Origin of the sequence: Mesorhizobium sp. M7A.F.Ca.MR.148.00.0.0 (assembly GCF_003997735.1) — a bacterium.
Taxonomy (GTDB): Bacteria; Pseudomonadota; Alphaproteobacteria; order Rhizobiales; family Rhizobiaceae; genus Mesorhizobium.
In genome coordinates, this window is the sequence record NZ_RZTB01000111.1 from 1 (window position 1) to 19,064 (window position 19,064).

Genomic DNA, 19,064 nt, shown 5'->3' on the forward strand with positions numbered 1-19,064 from the left:
CGCAAACTCGGACTGACCGAGTTTAAATTAGATTAAGCTAAAATGGTTGCAAAGGAACGCACCAGACGCTTGGGCAGCTCCGGAGCACCTTGAGGAGCGTGATCTTGATCCAGCGGCTGCAGTCGCTGGAGCGCCACCTGGCCGGCGTCAAGGAACGATTCCGCCCTCCCGGTGTTTCAATCTCATGACAAACATCACGAAAGGCCGGGGAATCGCGATGGCGGCCGAAGTCGCCAGTGCCACGCAGCGCCTCGAACGGGCCGAGCTCGCGATTGAGCGCTCGGAAAAAATAGTGGCCCAAAACATCGAGCGGTCCGGCAGGATTCGGCGTCGAGCGCCGCCACCTAGATTAGCATCGTGTTAAAGCCACTCGAATGTGGCCAAGCACCACTTCGCCGATCTCGCTTTTGTCGGTCTTCTTCAACGTCAGCGCGAAGACCACGGTCTCGCGCGCTGGCATGTGCGGGTAGAGCGCATGGTTCGGGAACACCATGGCGAGGACGCGCGACTTCGGCGCAACGTCGACGGGCCGACCAGGATGACGAATTCACCTGACCTAATGTCGACTGACACGCCATTAATAACTCGGACCGTGCCATAGGCTTTCTCGATACCTGATGCGGTGAGCGCACTCATGCGCCTTTGGCCTTAGAAAGAGACCTTGTCGCTGCCTTTCAGCCTCAAGAGACAGCATTGCAAGCCTTCGGCAGAGCAGAATCAGCTTAGGCAACGGATCGGTCCGTTGGCAAATTCGGGTCCGATGTCGGCCTCGCGCGGACCTTTGACCAAATCGGCGCTCGCCGTAGTCGCAACGGTTGCGCCGAGGTGCTTGGGAAGCTGGATCGCGACACCTCCCCGCCGCTAAATTGAGCCATGTTGTGCCCTGTGGCCTGGGTTGTGTTGGCCATGCGAACGTGTAAGTTGTAGCTAATTTAGGGGTGGGGTGAAATGGAATACGGTTCCAGGAAGGTCACCCTGTTGGGCGGCCTGGCATCGACCAGGCGGATCCGGATGCTTCTGGCTTCCACGGCGGTCGCGACCAGTCTCGCAACGCTGGCGACAGGCATTCCCGCTTCGGCCCAATCCGTGTCGATCTCCGGCGACGTGGATCCGACCCCCGCCGCATCGCCCAATTGGAACGTAGGGGGCCAGCTGTTTGTCGGCAAATCCGGCACCGGCACGCTGGACATCGAAGCCGGCGGCACGGTCGCCAGCACATTCGGCTTTGTCGGTCGTGACCCTGGCTCCATCGGCACGGCGACTGTGACGGGCACCGGCTCCACCTGGACAAACAGCGGCGAGCTCACTGTCGGCCTTTTCGGCAACGGCACGCTGAACGTCGAGGACGGAGGCAAGGTCACCGACTTTAACGGCTACATCGGATATCACTCGGGTTCTACCGGCACGGTGACGGTAACCGGCGCGGGCTCCACCTGGACGAACAGCGGCTGGCTCTTTATCGGCTATGCCGGTGGCGCCGGCACACTGACCATCGCGGCCGGCGGCGTGGTCACCAACACGGCGGGCTCCATCGACTCCGGCACGGCGACGGTGACGGGCGCCGGCTCCACCTGGACGAGCAGCCTCGATCTTACTGTCAACGGCACGCTGAACGTCGCGGCCGGTGGTGCCGTAACCAACAAGCAGGGCTTTATCGGCAATGGCTCGGACTTCTCCGGCACGGCGACGGTGACGGGCACCGGCTCCACCTGGACGAACAGCGGCGAACTTTATGTCGGCTTTAACGGCGGCGCGACGCTGAGCGTCGAGGACGGCGGCGCTGTCAGCAACACGAATGGCTATATCGGTACTTTCGCAAGCTTCACCGGCACGGCGACGGCGACGGTGACGGGCGCGGACTCCACCTGGACGAACAGCGGTGCACTTTATGTCGGCAGTTCCGGCACCGCGACGCTGAACGTCGAGGACGGCGGCGCTGTCAGCAACACGGACGGCTACATCGGGGTTTTCGCAAGCTCTACCGGCACGGCGACGGCGACGGTGACGGGCGCGGACTCCAGCTGGACGAACAGCGGCGACCTTTATGTCGGCCGTTCCGGCACCGGCACGCTCGACGTCGAGGAGGGCGGCGCCGTCACCAACGCGGTCGGCTACATCGGATACGACGCTGGCTCCACCGGCACGGCGACGGTGACCGGCGCGGACTCCGCCTGGACGAACAGCAGCGAACTTTATGTCGGCCGTTCCGGCACCGGCACGCTCAACGTCGAGGATGGCGGCGCCGTCACCAACACGGTTGCCTACATCGGATTTAACGCAGGTTCCACCGGCACGGCGACTGTGACGGGTACCGGCTCCACATGGTCGAATAGCGGCGTACTCTACATAGGCAGTAGCGGTGATGGTACGCTCAACGTCGAGCACGGCGGCGCCGTGACCAACACGGTCGGCTACATCGGATACCTCGCTGGCTCCACCGGCACGGTGACTGTGACGGGCGCTGGCTCCACCTGGGCGAACAGCAGCGAGCTTCTTATCGGTCGTTCCGGCAACGGGACGCTCAACGTCGAGGATGGCGGCGCCGTCACCAACACGGTCGGCCGCCTCGGATTTCAGCCGGGTTCCACGGGCACGGCCACGGTAACGGGCGCGAACTCCACCTGGACCAACAGCGGCGACCTTTATGTCGGCGATTTCGCCACCGGCACGCTGACCGTCGCGAACGGTGGTCTGGTCAGCGATGCTACAGGGGCTATCGGAGTGACCTCGAGCGGCACGGCCATTGTAACGGGCGCCGGCTCCACCTGGAAGAACAGCGGCACGTTCTATGTCGGTTATGGGGGCACTGGCACGCTGACCGTCGCGGATGGTGGCGCAGTGAGCACCGGCAATGGGGCAGGCATTGTCCATATCGCCGTTCAGAGTAGCTCGACTGGTACGCTCAACATCGGCGCGGCCGCTGGGCAGCCGGCCGTTGCGCCAGGCACGCTGCAGGCTGCGGAGATTCGCTTCGGCGCGGGAGCGGGAACTCTCACCTTCAACCATACCGGGACGGGCTACACGTTCTCTCCGGCGATCACCGGTGCGGGGGCCATCGGACAGGTCGCCGGCACGACGATCCTGACCGGAAACAGTTCCGGCTTCACCGGGACGACGACGATTTCGGGCGGCGTGCTGCTGGTAAACGGAACGCTTGGCGATTCGAGTTCCTCGATCGACGTCCTGACGGGCGGCACGCTCGGCGGCTCGGGCACGGTGGGCACGACGACAGTCGCTTCGGGTGGCACGATCGCACCGGGCACCTCGATCGGGACGATGACGGTGAACGGCAACATGACCCTGCAGCAGGGCAGTCGTCTGGCCTACGAGGCGGCAGCACCGGGCGCGGATTTTACGACCGGTCAGGCGGATAGCGTCATGGTCAACGGAAACGTGACGCTCAATGGAGCCGTGCTCGATGTCGCCAATGCTGGCGGCTTCGGCCCCGGTCTTTACCGTATCGTCGACTACACGGGCACACTCACCGAGAGCAACGGCGGACTCACTCTGGGCGCCGTTCCGCCCGCATCGACGCTGTCGATCCAAATGCTGACGGCCGACAAGCAGATCAATCTCATCAACACCACCGGCCTGACGCTGAACCTTTGGAACGCCAACGGCCAGGCCAGCGCCACCCACATGGGCGGCGGCGCTGGCAGTTGGTCGAACATGGCGCCGAATTGGACCGATGCGACGGGTGCGCTCACGGCGGCCATGCAGCCGCAGCCCGGTTTCGCCGTCTTCGGCGGCGAGGCAGGCACCGTAACGGTGGACGGCAGCGCCGGCGCAGTCCAGACGACCGGCATGCAGTTCGCGTCGGGCGGCTACGTGCTCACCGGCGACACGCTGACGCTGGTGGCCGACGCCGATCATCCGGCGCCGGTCGAAGTGCGCGTCGGCGATGGCAGCGCCGCAAGCAACGGTTATGTGTCGACCATCTCCAATGTGATCGCGGGCACCGATGGATTGCGCAAGACCGGCGCGGGCACGCTGGTGCTTTCCGGAACCAACATCTATTCGGGCGGCACTACCATCGAGGCCGGCACGCTTGCGCTCTCGGGAGCGGGCTCGATCGGACCGGGTTCGCTGCAGATCGATGCCGGCGTATTCGACATCAGTGGTATTGGCGCTCTCGACATGACGATCCACAATCTTAGCGGCTCCGGCGGCACTGTCCAACTGGGCACCAAGGCCTTGACGATTGTCCAGGACCAGGATGGCAGCTATGGCGGCATCCTTTCGGGCACCGGCACGTTCATCAAGACGGGTGCGACATTTTCCTATGATGGCGACGGTTCCGGCTTCACCGGCACCACTTCCGTGGCCGGCGGCACCCTCCTCATCGGATCGGACGACGTACATTCCGGGGCAAGGCTCGGCGGCAACCTTGATGTGACGAATGGTGCCGTGCTTGGCGGCCACGGGACGGTCGGCTCCGGGGCTGGCAGCGTGGTGACTGTTCAAAGTGGCGGCACACTGGCGCCAGGCGCCTCTATCGGCACACTAACGCTTGACGGGGATCTCGTCTTCAACGCTGGCGCCAGCTTGCAGGTCGAGGTCGACCCGGCCAGCAGTTCCAGCGATCTGGTTCACGTAACCGGCGCGGCGACCATCGGCGGCGGCTCTGTCGCCCATATTGGTGCCGACGGCGGCTACAAGCCGTCTTCGACCTATACGATCCTCACGGCCGACGGTGGCGTTTCGGGTCAGTTCGACAGCGTGACTTCGGACTTTGCCTTCCTTGATCCGTTCCTGGCCTATGATGGCGACGACGTGAATCTGACCCTAAATCGCAACAACGTTGCCTTCACCGACTTTGCCCAGACATTCAACCAGAAGAGCACGGCCGGCGTGCTCGAGACGCTCGGATCGCTGAGCGCGCTCTACCAGGCCGTCGTTGTTCTAGCCAATGACGACGAAACGGTACGCCAGATCTTCGACCAGTTGTCGGGCGATGGATATCCCAGTGCCAATGGCGTCCTGGTGGAGGATAGCCAGCACGTTGCCGAGGCCGTCAATGCGCGCATCCGTTCGGCCTTCGGCACGGTCGCGGCCAGCGATGCGCCTGTCATCGCCTATGGCGAGGTGGCGCAGGGAGGCAGCAAATCCAATGAAGCCATCCATGGCATGCTGTTGCCGGCCACCACGGATCGCGCCGCCGCCTGGGCAACCGCCTTCGGCTCATGGCGCGACAATGACGGCGATGGCAATGCTGCGCCGATCTCGTCTTCCACCGGCGGTTTCCTCACCGGCATCGACAGCGCCTTCGGCGATAAGTGGCGGGCAGGCGTCATCGCCGGCTTCAGCCATTCGAGCTTCAATGTCGATGATCGCGCGTCCTCGGGCGACAGCCAGAACTGGCATCTCGGCCTCTATGGCGGTGGCCAATGGGGCGCTTTTGGCCTTCGCGCCGGCGCGGCCTACACCTGGCACGACATCTCAATGGGCCGCCACGTCGCCTTCGCCGGCTTGGATAACAGTCTGAGCGCCGATTATGATGCCGCCACCGCACAGGCCTTTGGTGAGATCGCCTATGACCTGAAGGCCGGGCAGTTCGGTTTCGAACCATTCGCCGGACTTTCTTACGTGACACTCCACACCGATGGCTTCAGCGAGACAGGCGGTGCCGCGGCCCTGACGGCGTCCAGCACCAACACCGATGTGACGTTCACCACCCTCGGCCTTAGGGCATCCAGCAACTTCGATCTCGGCGGCACCACTGTCACGGCGCGCGGTACACTTGCCTGGCGCCATGCATTTGGCGACGTTACACCGATCTCCACCTTCGCCTTCGCTGGCTCCGACACGTTTGCCATCGCCGGCGCCCCGATCGCAAGGAATGCAGCGTTGATCGAGGCCGGCATCGACGTCGCACTCAGCCCCTATGCGAAGCTTGGCTTCGCCTATCAGGGCCAGTTCGCATCGGCCATGAAGCAAAACGGCTTCGATGCAAATCTGATGGTCAAGTTTTGAGGGACCTAAGGCGAGGCAGAGATCCATTCGCCTGCCTGCGGTAACAGGTCACTTTCTAGTAAGCAAGAAGCTGACCGTCAGCCCGCGGCCCATGACAACGAGCTCAGGTGACTGATCTAACATCGGAAGTGACGCCGGCTTTTTGTGACAAGTCGCCTCAGGCATGGGACGACATGACCGATTTGAAGGTCAGGGCGGCAACACTGGGGTTTCCCGCCTCGATAAAGGTCGCAGCAAGCGAATCTACTGGTGACCGCCCGACCAGGGCGCCACAGATGAAGGCAAAGGCGGCCGAGGTCGAAACGTTGACGGCTAGCCCCTGTTTGCAACGGCCGGCTCCACGGCGGTCAACGGGGCTTCCAAGCTCCAGGTGACCCCATGCGGGCCGTGCTCAAGCTTTCCCTGTCCCCCCACTGCCGCAGGTGCCACCCGCTTCAATACCACGGTTCCAAAGCCGCCCTGTCCGATGCTCTGAACTTCCGGCCCATCGGTTTCAGCCCAGGTGAGATGGAGGAGCCTCGAAGCACCGGACCCGGTAATGGTCCATATGACTGAGATCTGGCCCTTATCCGCTGAGAGGACGCCATATTTGGCCGAGTTGGTAGCCAGTTCATGGAAAGCGATCCCGAGATACTGCACCGCATTGGCATTGAGGACCAACAATGGGCCCGACATGGCGATAACGTCTCCCCGTGGGAATGGCTGGGCTTGCGCCGCCAAAAGGTCACTGATCGTGGCGCCCTTCCAGTCCGCCGCAACCAGCAGGTCGTGGGAGCGCGACAGCGCCATGATGCGCTCGCGCACCTGGTATTCAAATTGCTTTGGCGTTTCCGATCGCTTGTTGGTCTCACGGATCATCGACAGGATGACTGAATACTGGTTTTTCACCCGGTGATTGACCTCGCGCATCAGCATGTGGATGCGTTGCTCGCTTTCCCTCGCCAACGTGATGTCCCGGGCAATCTTCGACGCGCCGACGATTTGCCCGGCTGCGTTACGCACGGGCGATATCGCCAGCGAAACCGGACCCAGGCTGCCATCCCTGCGCTGCCGTGTGGTTTCGAACGGTTCGACGCGTTCGCCACGCCGAATGCGTTCGAGGATACGAGGTTCCTCGTCCTGGTGGTTATCCGGAATCAGCATCGTCACCGACTGACCGATCGCTTCGTCAGCGGTATAGCCGAACAGCCGTTCGGCGCCCTGGTTCCAGCTCTTGATGATGGTGTTGAGATCCTTGCTGACAATAGCGTCGAACGAGGATTCCACAATCGCTGACAGATGCTGCTTGGCCTCTTCGGCACGTTGGCGGTCCGTCAGGTCCAATAGCATGTTCACGGCACCTATCAGGGTGCCGTGCTCATCCCGCAGCGGCGTGGGATAGGGCAGGAACGGGAAAAAAGATCCGTCCGGTCGCTGCGCCACGGCCTCCTGGTTGCGGACCGGCCGGTTTTCGTTGAGAGCGATCGCCATTGGGCACTCGTCGTGGGGCAGTTCCTTGCCGTCGGCAGTGAACAGCTTGAACGTCACGCACCATTTGTCCTTGCCGACGTTAGGCTCCCGTCCTGCCAGCTCGGCAGCAGCGCGATTATAGTAAGTTATCGTACCGTCTTGATCAGTTGTGTAGATGGCGACCGGAAGGGCGTCGAGGATCTGGTGATAAGTATTGTCCTGTTGCCTCAGTTCGGTGCGGGCTCGCTCCAAGTCGGTCACATCGACTGTGAAGCATCTGGTGTTGATTAGCTTGCCGTCACGAAAATGGCCGCTCGAGGTGATTTCGACATGCTTGATGGCTCCGTCGCGGGCTCTCAGACGCGCCGGATACCTCGCGATCTTTTCGCCCCTGGTGAGGCGTTCCAGAATGTCCTCGATGACCGGCCGGTCGGGGTAGAAGTCGGCGATGTGCCGGCCGACATAGTCTTCTGCGGGATAACCGAGGAGGTCGAGCTCAGCTGTGTTGGCGTGCAGAATGATGCCATCCTCGCTCACCAGATGGAGAGCAACCGCGCCGTTCTCGAAAAAATCCTGATAATCAAAATTCGGACTGTCAGTGCCGGACATTTCCGGGTCTTTGAAGGCGACAACGTTCGCCTGCGGTAGTTCATTCATATTTCTGGCCCCGATATCAATTCAACCAGCTGTAACGTTGCTTGTGCCGGTATCGTTCCAAAGTCGCCGTTTTCGGGTGTTGCACGGCGGGCCGGCTTACCATTCTTACCGCACGCGACTTCATGCCAAGTCCTTGGTCGCTTACCACGAAACCTTGATCGCCCGGGCCAGAAGATGACCGGATAGCTGTGCTCGGCCGGCCGTGCGACTGGTTTAACGCAGGCGTTGCAGCAGCAGCCGCGCCTCACGGAATCGGTGCCGATCGGGCAAATCAGCTCCAGCCCGCTAAACTTGGTCGTCAAAGCCGCGTGCGCCGATCTGCTCTCCGCATTGAGCGAGCTCCGATTGCCACGACGCTCGTAACTCGTCTTACCGTGCCCGCCCTATTCGACTGGCCGGAGGGCTCTCGTGCCGGCGCCGAGCTATCCGGCGGACAAGGACGCCAGGGGCGCTCACAGCCCCAGTGCCGCAGCGACACGTTCCTGGAAATACTGCACTCCCCGCTCATGCCGCCCCGAGAGCGGGCCGGAGGTATAGGCCCCTGCGGCATAGTTGCGATGCGTATCGGCGCAGATGGCGTAGTCCTCGCGTACCACGGCCAGAGTGCCTTGCACAGATTTCGCCCTGCTCTCGGATGTTTCTGCAGCGATATCGGCAAAGAAGAAATGGTAATGCTGGTCTGTGTGATGCGGTGAGGTCGGATTGATCCGGCTAACGTTCATGCCGCCATCGAAAAGCGACAGCGTCCAGTTCGGCCACATCCAAAGCCATTTGCCGCGATAGAACAGACCGTCTTTCGGCGGTGCGGTCATCCGGACATAACCGGGATGGGCGGTGGTCTGGAAGGCTTCGAAGTCGATGGCAGCGTAGAACGAGGGATGTGTGCCAGGGATGTGGTAGCCTTCGACGAAATTGTCGGTGTAGATCTTCCAGTTCGCCGTAAAGCTGACGGTGGCCTGATCCGTGGCGGCATAGGTCTCCAACGGCTCGTCCCCCAGTTCGTCGGGCAGAGAGCCAAGTTGATCCAGAAGACTTTCCTTCGGGTCGAGTGCCGCGAAGAGCAGCCCGCGCCATTCCGACAAGTGCACCGTCTCCAGCGGCCAGTCTTCGGCGATGATCGCGGGATCCTTGCCATACCATGGGGCCTGCACCAGCCGTCCGGTGTCGGCAAAGGACCATTTGTGATAGGGGCAAACGATCAGCCCACATTTGCCCGCGCCATCGGCCAGAAGTTTCGCCCCCCGGTGGCGGCAGACGTTCTTAAATCCGCGCAAGGTCCCGTCCCGGCCCCGGATGGCGAAGATCGGCGTGCCGGCGATGTCGATGGCAAGGTATTGACCGGACGTCGCGACCGAGGCGACAGGCCCCATGAACTGCCAGGTGTGCGCGAAGATGCTGCACCGTTCCTGCTGCCAGATATCATCGCGTACATAAAGCGACGGGTCCAGGTTCAGGTATTGCACAGGCGGAGTGTCGAGTGGCAGCTGGTCGGGCCGCAAGGGGTCTGGCGTCATAGGCTAACCTCCAGTTGCGGCAATCCTGTCGTAAGCGGGGCGGCATCGCAAGAGAATTGGCTCTGCTGCGCACAGCCTGTAAGCCGGCGTGCAATTTTGCTCTAAAGCAGATTTGCTGGAGTGGCGGTCGTTTCCAATTCGCCGACCTAGTTGTCGACCGCGATCATCACGTGGGATGCTTAACCGCAGCACAGGTCCCAGGTCGACTTCGAGCCCAGTTCGTCGTCCCGCCTGGTGGACGGCGGGTATCAGAATAGTGCCGTTCGCTCGCGAACGACGGGGGATGGAGTCGTGAGCTGACGAGAGAAACTTTGCCCGAGGACGCCAAGCTAGAACGGCAGCTTACCGCGGAGCGTTCGGCACGCCGAATCCTGATGTTGGCTTAAGCGTATCTCAGACATTCAGTCTGACCAGACTTTTGCGAATGGCGTCTTTGCGCTTCGTCTCGGTCATGAGATATTAGCAGCCGCTTCCAAGAAGCAGACATCACAGTGACCGCGCCATAGCTCTCGATGCGCAACGATATCAGACTCTCCAACCCGCCATTGCCCACATGCATTTCCCAGGACGGCCATTGATCGCTCAGGCAGGAATTCCGGACCGGTCCGGATCACCCAGGTGAGATGGCGTCTGCCGGGTCGACGCTTGCGTCAGGCGGCGTATGTCAACTCGTTTTAGGCCGCAGTAACTTGGAGAGCCAAGGCGGACTGCTGGGGCAGGAAGAAGCTGGGTATTTCCACACTGGTGCGATCCGGTACTTAACATATTATGTGACCTTCAACTGGGGGTTATAGCGAATGAAAGATGAGACCGGCGTTCAGAAGTTGGTGCGCACACTGCGTGCCCGAGCACCCGACGACGCAGCTGAATTGCTGGCCAGAGAGTCTCCCGAGTTCATCCGCGACACACTAGAGCTGTTGCCAGAGGGGCACGCCCGCAAGGTGGCCGAGCATTTGCCATCGCATATGCGGCCCATCAGGCCCCCTGACGATGGCGAGGATTTCGCGATCCCCGAGTCGCTTGTCGAGGTAATGGACCCGATTTCCGCCAGCGTTCCTGTCGGGACGACGGTTGCTGCCTCGGTGGAAGCTGTCAGACGCGCCCAGGTGCCGACCGAACTCACTTATCTCTACGTCACGGACGAGGGCAGTAAACTGGTTGGCCTGGTGGTCCTGCGCGATCTGATGCTGAGCGAACCGGACGCCATTGTCGACCAGATCATGCTGCCCAAGCCGTTCGCTCTTCATGTCGGTCTCTCTTTGAGCAACGCCTGCAAGGCAGCGGTACGGCGTCACTACCCTGTCTATCCGGTGGTGGACGCGGAGAACCGGCTGCTCGGGCAGGTTCGCGGCTGGCGCTTGTTCGAGCAGCAAGTCATTGAGATTTCCGCTCAGTCTGGCCAGATGGTAGGTGTCCAGAAGGAGGAGCGCTCTTTCACGCCGCTGTTTTCAGCCTTCTTGAAGCGTCATCCGTGGCTGCAGTTGAACCTCCTGACGGCCTTCATGGCCGCATTCGTGGTCAGTTCGTTCACAGGAACCATCGAGAAGATCGTCACCCTGGCGGCATTCCTCCCGGTCTTGGCCGGGCAGAGCGGAAACACGGGCTGCCAAGCACTGGCTATGACGCTGCGTGGCCTTGCGCTGGGGGATGTGGACAAACGACCGAAGCTGCACTTGGTGGTGAGAGAGGGCGCGCTCGGGATCGCCAACGGCTTGCTTGTCGGCCTTCTTGCGGCTGCGGCGATGTGGTTCTACGCCTCGAGGCAACCGGAGTCGGCCGCCCAAGCGCCCATGTTAGCACTTGTGATCCTGCTTGCTATGTCCGGATCGTGCCTCATGTCTGGAATCTCCGGCGTGCTGATCCCGTTGGGCCTGCGCCGGGTCGGCGCCGACCCGGCGGTCGCTTCGGCGATCTTCCTCACCACCTTGACCGATATTGTAGGCATGGGCCTGATGCTGGGGCTGGCCACCATACTCGTGCTGTAGCGAGGTACGTTCCTGGGAAATTGGGGCAACAAGCTGATCTCGTCGCGTTCAGCGAATTGCGAGAGCCAGGCCGCATCGCGCACGCATCGTGAGAAGCACCCTCCGGCAGCTCTCTGACCCCTTGCGCAACGCGCCGGAAGACCTTTGGATAGGCCGTGGATGACCTTGAAGCCTATTCAGTGACCAGAACACGCGCAGAATCGCGCAAGCAATATTAACCTCGTCGGTTTGCGATCCGCCACTCAGGATCTGGTTGTTTGCTACTGGTGCCGAATCCTTCAATTACGTCCAGCAACTCCAAGCAGACGTTTTTGCGACCAGCGCAGCCAAAAATAGGAATAAGCCTGTTAGCTTGTTGCGCAGCTGCAACAGCTGCTGAGGCTCGCATGATCTGGTGGCAGTTCAGTCGCCTTTTTTCTTGTAGTCATGCGATTCCTTCGCACTAGTCCGGCCGGGGTGGGTTCTCGGCATGCAATCTTCGTCTCGCACGATTTTCGGCTTCGCCGCAGCGCTGCTTTTTAGCGGGGTATTGCCGGCCGGCGCACAAGGTCTTTTTACGGCCTATGACGATGCGTTTTCGGCCCGCATCGCCAGTCCGGCCGACAATGGAACGCTCGCCCAATTCGTCACGGTTGCGGTCAACGCGGGCCAATACGATCAGGCGATCTCCTCAATCGAGCAGTATCTGATCCAATACCCCCGCGATGCGCGCGCCCGGCTTGCCGCCAGCCGGTTGTACTATCATGTCGGCTCCTATGAATTGGCCCGGCGGCAGGTGCAGTACGGCATCGAAGTCGGCGGTCTGACCGCGGGTGAGCAGCAGGAAGCTGTTCGCCTCCTCGGCCGGATCGATCGTGCGTTGCGTGGCGTCACCTGGGAACTCGCCCTGACCGGCGGCGTATTCAGCGCATTCACCAATTTTGCGCCGGGCGGGGCGCAGGACGAGGAAAGCTTCGTCTCGCCCTACGGGCGGGCGGAAGGCTTTGTCCGGTGGGACCTCGGCACGCCAAGTGCCGACGCGCTGGTGCTTTCAGGGTCGTTGACGGCGACAGAGCGTTTTTTCACGGAAGACCTGTCGGTTCCGGGTAGCGATAAGACTTTTGTCCACGGCAACGCAGCGATTACCTGGGACAAGGGGCTGCCCAATAGTGGGATCGATTCGCTTCGCCTGCTGCTCTCCGCGTTTACCGTTACAGACCGTTTCGACAGCGATATTCAGGAAACCGGCATTGGCCTTGGTGGACGTTTCCTCGTTCGACCGACGGTCGAAACGACGCTCTTCGCCGGTGGCGGCTACATCGATCTAAGCGCCTCGCAAGGCATTTTCGCCGACAGCAGGGTCTTCTATGAGGCAGGCGGCAGCTACCGCTTCCGCAATGGCCAGGCGCTCGGACTGCGCTTTGTCGGCTCGAACGACTTCGCTTCCGGATCTGGAGAAATCGGCCGCAGCTACTCAGGCGAGGTCCGCTATGGCGGCCTGTTGATGAACGTACCGGATCTTTTCGCATGGTCACACCAGATCGCCTTCTCGGCCGGCCACAGCGACATTCCCGATCTCTCGGTCGGCATCGGCACAAATATTAAGAGCGACTTCTGGCGCATTGCCTCGGAAAGCGATTTTCAGCTGACTGAAGCCCAGAAGATCAGCGTTGATCTCGCCTATCGAGAAACCACTTTCGCCATCGCCAACCGCGACCGAAAATCGTTCGAAATGCTCATGAGCTATACGTTGACGCTCAATTGAAAGAGGCCTCGATGAGGTACCGTCAGATCGCTCTTTTTATCGCCTGCCTTGCTTTCACGGTACCATCCGCCGCTGAGACAGTCGGGTCGATGACAGCCTATCAGACCAACATCGTCCGCAACAACGGTGGGACAATGAACGTTGGTGCTGGCGTCGAACTCGGCGACCAGTTGCGCAGTGACCCCACCGGTCTTGGAATGCTGGTGTTCCGGGATGAATCGAGCGCCAAGATTGGTCCGAACACCAGCCTGACAATCGATGAATTCGTCTACAATCCGGGCTCCGGTTCCGGAAAGATCGATATCGGGATGAACAGCGGCCTGGCACGTTTTTATGGCGGCCAAGTTTCTAAAGGGGGCGTCATGCAGGTTGCGACGCCGCACATGGTGCTCGGGGCGAGAGGCGGCATCATCGAAGTGCTGGTGGCAGCCGGCCAGACTGTCGGCATATTGCGCGCCGGCCGCATGACCTGCACGATCAATGGCAAACGGCTGGTCATCACAAATCCGGGCTACGCCTGCACGTCGGCAGATGGCAAGCTGCTGACCGGCTACGGTGGCATCGACACCTTCCCGATATTGGACAGTATTGACCGGATAGCGGGCACCGGCCTGCCAGGGGCACCGGGTCCTGGGTTGGACGTAAGCGCAATTTGTGCATCGGCACTCGGCGGCTCGCTCGAAGTCTGCGGGTCCACGGACGGCGCATTGCCAGGAGTGGTCTTGGAATTCCCTGACAGCCCAATGCCACCTGCGGGCAGCGGGGGGCGGAGGGGCGAGTGTGAGGGTGAGCGTTGCTGTTACTACTGCGATTAGACTGGCCCCACGATGAGCCGCTTGGTCGGTAGTCCCTGGGCTGATTGGCGGCAAGCTGGCAGGCGCAAAATATCCGGCCTTGTGGTCGTGCTCCTGCTGCTCGCTTGCCATTTGGCTTTTGACGCACCGTTGTCGCGTCTGCGTGAGCGGACGTACGACTTCTACCAGTTTCTCGCCCCACGCCAGACGACGAGCAATCCTGTCGTGATCGTCTCGATAGATGACGCCAGCCTCAAGGCACATGGGCGATGGCCCTGGAATCGTGGCCTCTTGGCCGATCTGGTCGATGGCATCACCGAATCCGGCGCGGCGGTGGTCGGGCTTGCGCTGGTACTCCCCGAGGCCGACAACTCGCCTGAGGGCATCGCCGGAGACAAGCACTTAGCAGCGGCGCTGGCCAAAAATCGAACGGCTCTTGCCGTCAGCCTAGGCAATGAGGCGACAGTTTCCGAAGCAGAACCCAAAGCCGGCTGGTCGATCGTCGGGCAAGTACCCGATACACTTCCCGGCTTCACCGGCTTGACCGGCTCGCTTGCCGAATTCTCGAACACTGCCGCGGGCCTCGGCGTGATTCGCACCTTGCCTGATCCCGACGGCGTACTGCGCCATGTGCCGCTGCTCTGGCTTCGCAACACCGCTCAAGGCGTGCAGTTGTGGCCGTCCTTCGCACTCGAGCTCCTGCGCCTTTACGCTGGACAGGACGGGTACATAGCCCGGATGAATGCAGCCGGGTTCGACGCACTCAGGATGGCCGGCGCCATTGTGCCGCTCGAGCCGGAGGGGAGCATCCGCCTCTGGCAAACCGCCACCGATGCGCCCCGCCTGTCTGCCAGCACTATCCTCTCGGGCCATGGCGATCCGCGGCTGCGCGACGCCATCGCCATTGTCGACCTGTCGGCTGTGGGACTGACGCAGTACCTGCCCACGCCAAGGAGTCCAGCACGATCAGGAGCGGACATCCACGCCGATGCGGTTGGCCAGATGCTTGCCGGGCGCTACCTGGCCGAGCCAACGCACGCGCGTATGCTTGAGCGGCTCTGGTTTCTCCTCAGTGCCGTCGTTTTCATCGGGCTGTCCGGAGTGCTCGCCGGGCGTGTCGTGCTTGGCGCCCTCGCACTGGCGCTGCTGGTCGTCACGCCGTTTGTGTTCGGCGCTCTCGAGTACAGCATGCAGGGTGCACTCTATGACCCGCTGCAGCCGGCGCTTGCAACGATCATGGTTGCGGGCTTCGAAGGCTATGTCCTCTACAGGCGCAGCGAGCAGCGCCGGTCCACCTTGGCGCGACAGTTCTCCCAATATCTGTCGCCCTCCGTGGTGCAGCGCCTCGCAAGCTCGGACACCGAGGCAATCCTGTCTGGCGAGAAGCGCGAGATCACAATCCTGATCAGCGACATACGCGGCTTCACGACGATGAGCGAACAGCTCGATACCCATGAGATCGCCAAGGTAGTCAACCATTTCCTTGGTATTGCGACCGATGAGATACTCAAGCGCGACGGCACCATCGACAAGTTCATGGGCGATGCGGTGCTGGCCTTCTGGAACGCGCCGCTTGATCAACCCGATCATCGCGAGCGTGCGCTCGACGCGGGTCTTGCCCTGATCGAGCGGGTGAAGCGCGAAGATGCCGCCTTCACTGCGGATGGCCATCGCTCGATCGAAATCGGCGTCGCCATCGAGACCGGCATCTGCTCGGTAGGCAATTTCGGCTCCGAACGACGCTTCGATTACACCGCAATCGGCTCCCCGGTGAACCGCGTGGCACGTCTCGAGTCCACGACCAAGAAGCTGGGCATCCCCCTGGTGCTCGGACCCGGCTTTGCGGCAGGAGCATCGATGCCGGTCGTCCAGGCGGGCGCCTTTGAGCTCCAGGGTTTCAAGGGCGAGGTGCCGGTTTTCACTGTTCCGGAGATGCAAGCTGCTCACCAAGGTGTGAGCCGCGAAGTAGAGATCCAGCAATCTGGCGCCCCTGGCGCGGTGGTTGGTTCGCCGCCATCCGTGCAAATGACACCGCCTGATGTTGCGCCCCGAACCCGAAGCACACGCTGACCGGATTCAGCCGATCGCAGTGGTGCCGTCCTGCATCGTGAACTAAGACCGCTGGGGAGGCCTAGGTGCCATCAGGCGGCATCCGGCCTGCGCAGTCGTTGTTTTTGACGGCGGTCGTCTCGCACGCCTGCAGGATTAGGCCAATTTGGGCGGCCGCAAAATACCGGAGCTGAAAGTAGTCCATCTATTCCTGAAAGCTGCCATTCTAGTTGCGGCCCCACGCTCATCAACCGTCTGCCGGCGCGCAGCGGTCCAACAGAACACCGGCCGACCTGTTCAGTTCGAGTTGATGAGCGACGCACGCTCCAGCCTTCTCGCATGGCTGGAGCGACGCGGTAGAAGATGCCCTGGAACTGCTGAGGCTACGGAAACCTACAGATGCGGCTCCATTTCCGAGTGGAGCCGCGTATGCTAAGCGCCTTTGTTTCGGTCGTTGAGGCGAACTCCTGCGATCCCATATGTGGACATAGTTGCTGAAGACGCCGTGGCGCTGTGAACCAGACTCGCGTGGGAGTGAGGTTGCAAAACGCCTCCTCCGGGTGACAACTCCCCGCAGAGAGCCGCTTCTTCAGACAGGCTCCGACCAGGCCGCAGGATAGGCGAGGCAGCCCCAGAATTTGGAGACCAGAATATGGCAAGCGGGGAGCAGCAAGACAAATCAGCGGCGGAAAAGGCAGTATGGCCGCTTCTCTTTCTAACGGCGGCGCTGCAGGCGTATCTGGGTCTGTCGTTGGTAGCCTATGTGTTCATGGGCGTGTCAAACCCGGGCTCCGGGATTGCCGGATGGACAGCGGCCATGACAGGCGGGCTCCAGACGATTGCGGCCATGGCGGCCTTTGTGCTGGCTGTTCGAGGCGATCTTCGCGGCACTAACCTGGCGTTAGCCGGCAGCATCATGCTGGGCTGGTTTTCGATGCTGCCTTCGGTCGCTGAGCAAGGGCTCGATTTTGGCGGTGACGACTGGGGTACCCCGGTCTATTTCGTGGTCTCCCCCATCATCGCGATCGTTACGGCAACGCTAGCTTGGCGCAACCTATACCTGGTCCCGGCAGCTTTCATCGTAACCGCACCGACCTTCATCGGCATTTTGGTCGTCATCGTCTTCGGAATCGCCATCGCTTTATACGGCTTCTGAATGCGTGGCAGGTTCGAGGCTCGAAGTCGCAAGGATTGGCTTCGGCCCGTGAATCCGAGGCGTATCGAAGGTCCGGCTTCGAGTCGCATCCGGCCCGCTGCAGCATTTTCCACTTTGAGGCGAAATCATTCTCAACTATGGTCTGCCAGACTTAAGGCATGGGGGATTGCCGATGGTTTTATCACGCAGGGGAGTCGTCATCGGCGGCCTGGCGCTGGTCGCGGTCGGTGCAACCGGCAATATTGTTCTAGCCGCGAAGGCAAAATCCTTTTTCGCCGGTGACGCCAGCGACAACAATTTTGTCTATCGCAAGACCAACTTCGCCAAGATCGACAAGCGATGGCATCGCCAGATCGTGAAGTATTTCAGCAGCGAGCCGGTCGGCACCGTCGTGGTCGATACCCGCCACCACTTCCTCTACCTCATCATGGAAAACAAGACCGCCATCCGCTACGGCGTCGGCGTAGGCAAGGACGGCTTCAAATGGTACGGCCGCGCGACGATCGACCGCCGCGCGCTGTGGCCGCGATGGGTCCCGCCCCCCGAAATGCGTAAGCGCAAGCCGGACCTACCGCCGATGGTCGCAGGCGGCGCGTCCAACAATCCGCTCGGGCCGCGCGCGCTCTATCTGTACCGCGACGGCGCCGACATCGGCTACCGCCTGCATGGCACCCTGGAGCCATGGAGCATCGGCACCGACGCTTCCAGCGGCTGCATCCGCATGTTCCCGGAAGACATCATCGACCTCTACCAGCGGTGCCCGATCGGCACCGCGGTGGAGGTGCTGCCGCACATCGCCGACCAGGCGCCCGCTTCCACAACTGTCGAATGATTGGCGCCTGATGAACCGCACGATTGAAAACACGCGCCGGCTGCTCGCTGCCAGCCTGCTGGTGTTTGTCGCATCCTGCTCGACCAGCAACACGCTGGCCCCTTTCACGCCAGACGTCACCAACGCCGAGATTGCCGGCTTCCAGAACGTGCAGCCGGGCAGCGAGGAGGATTTTATCCTCAATGTCGGCCGCCGCACCTATTTCACGCAAGGTTCGGTTGCGCTCGATTCTGTCGCCAAGGCCACCCTCGACACCCAGATCGCCTGGTTAGCAAAGCATCCGCGCTGGCTGCTCAAGCTGCAGGGTTTCGCCGACGATCCCGGCGCAAGTGAAACGGCGCTGTCGCAGCAGCGCGCCGATGCGGTGATGGACTACCTCGCCGCCGGCGGCATAGACCGCAACCGCATGTGGGCCAAGGGCTACGGCAAGGACAGGCTCGTCCGCGACTGCCCCGACGCCGCCTGCAGGTCGCAGAACCGCCGCGTTGTGTCTAATTTGCGCGATGAGAGGGACGAGTCGTAGGTGGCAGCAGTTTTGCTTGTCATCGGAGGCCGTAGGCAGCTTTGTCCCCGTAAAGCAGACATGCCGGCGATAGCACTTGCCGCAGGACTGACCAAAGCGAGAAGTCGCATCGCCCAGTTTGGCATCTCAAATCGCGGGGCTTTTGCTCCATGAGCACCCAGCCGCGACCTGAGCACCCGGGCTATTCCTATATGCTCATTGTTTCACCCGCTATTGCAACGAACCGCTCGCCATTTGCTGCAGGATCGGTCATAGCGCGAATGTGTAGATCGGCGACGTCGCGGACGTCCACGATCCCGTAGGAAAGCTTCGGAGCTAACGGCAGATTTCCGTCCAGCATACCTTGGATGAGTGAAATTGACGGAGAATAGTCGGGGCACATGACCGG

General features: G+C 61.5%; 10 protein-coding genes and 1 pseudogene. 8 read left to right on the forward strand and 3 right to left on the reverse strand.

Features of this window, described 5'->3' with window-relative positions; genetic code table 11:
- Nucleotides 1-1,011: 1,011 nt before the first annotated feature.
- Nucleotides 1,012-5,973 carry an autotransporter domain-containing protein gene (locus tag EOB49_RS27305; protein WP_245472855.1) on the forward strand — a complete coding sequence of 1,654 codons (4,962 nt, stop codon included), beginning with the start codon at nt 1,012-1,014 and terminating at the stop codon, nt 5,971-5,973.
- Nucleotides 5,974-6,285: 312 nt separating this feature from the next.
- On the opposite strand, the gene EOB49_RS27310 is transcribed toward EOB49_RS27305, so the two are convergent.
- Complete coding sequence (locus EOB49_RS27310; RefSeq protein ID WP_127382814.1) at nt 6,286-8,079, reverse strand: PAS domain S-box protein; 1,794 nt, start codon at nt 8,077-8,079, stop codon at nt 6,286-6,288.
- 452 nt (nt 8,080-8,531) lie between these two features.
- The gene (locus EOB49_RS27315) at nt 8,532-9,593 is read right to left on the reverse strand and encodes an aromatic ring-hydroxylating dioxygenase subunit alpha (protein ID WP_127382815.1); all 1,062 of its coding nucleotides are present in this window, start codon (nt 9,591-9,593) and stop codon (nt 8,532-8,534) included.
- Between the two features lie 797 nt (nt 9,594-10,390).
- On the opposite strand from EOB49_RS27315, the gene EOB49_RS27320 reads away from it, so the two are divergent.
- From EOB49_RS27320 to EOB49_RS27355, 7 genes are all read left to right on the forward strand, one after another.
- On the forward strand, nt 10,391-11,578 hold the full coding sequence (locus tag EOB49_RS27320) for a magnesium transporter (protein WP_127318172.1): 1,188 nt from the start codon (nt 10,391-10,393) through the stop codon (nt 11,576-11,578).
- A 529-nt stretch (nt 11,579-12,107) separates the two neighbouring features.
- A complete protein-coding gene (locus EOB49_RS27325; RefSeq protein ID WP_164781824.1) occupies nt 12,108-13,322 on the forward strand; it encodes a tetratricopeptide repeat protein in 1,215 nt (404 codons plus the stop codon).
- Nucleotides 13,323-13,333: 11 nt separating this feature from the next.
- Nucleotides 13,334-14,137 (forward strand): FecR domain-containing protein, encoded by an 804-nt coding sequence (locus tag EOB49_RS27330; RefSeq protein ID WP_127332126.1) that lies wholly within the window; start codon nt 13,334-13,336, stop codon nt 14,135-14,137.
- Between the two features lie 87 nt (nt 14,138-14,224).
- A complete protein-coding gene (locus EOB49_RS27335) occupies nt 14,225-16,186 on the forward strand; it encodes an adenylate/guanylate cyclase domain-containing protein (RefSeq protein WP_164761558.1) in 1,962 nt (653 codons plus the stop codon).
- Between the two features lie 631 nt (nt 16,187-16,817).
- A complete protein-coding gene (locus EOB49_RS27345; protein WP_127318164.1) occupies nt 16,818-17,321 on the forward strand; it encodes a hypothetical protein in 504 nt (167 codons plus the stop codon).
- Nucleotides 17,322-17,493: 172 nt separating this feature from the next.
- Complete coding sequence (locus EOB49_RS27350; protein WP_127382817.1) at nt 17,494-18,153, forward strand: L,D-transpeptidase; 660 nt, start codon at nt 17,494-17,496, stop codon at nt 18,151-18,153.
- A 10-nt stretch (nt 18,154-18,163) separates the two neighbouring features.
- Nucleotides 18,164-18,676, forward strand: a complete 513-nt coding sequence (locus EOB49_RS27355; protein WP_127318162.1) for an OmpA family protein — start codon at nt 18,164-18,166, stop codon at nt 18,674-18,676.
- 187 nt (nt 18,677-18,863) lie between these two features.
- Here the strand turns inward: EOB49_RS27355 and EOB49_RS37000 are convergent.
- A pseudogene (locus tag EOB49_RS37000) lies at nt 18,864-19,064 on the reverse strand (aldehyde reductase); the annotation flags it as partial.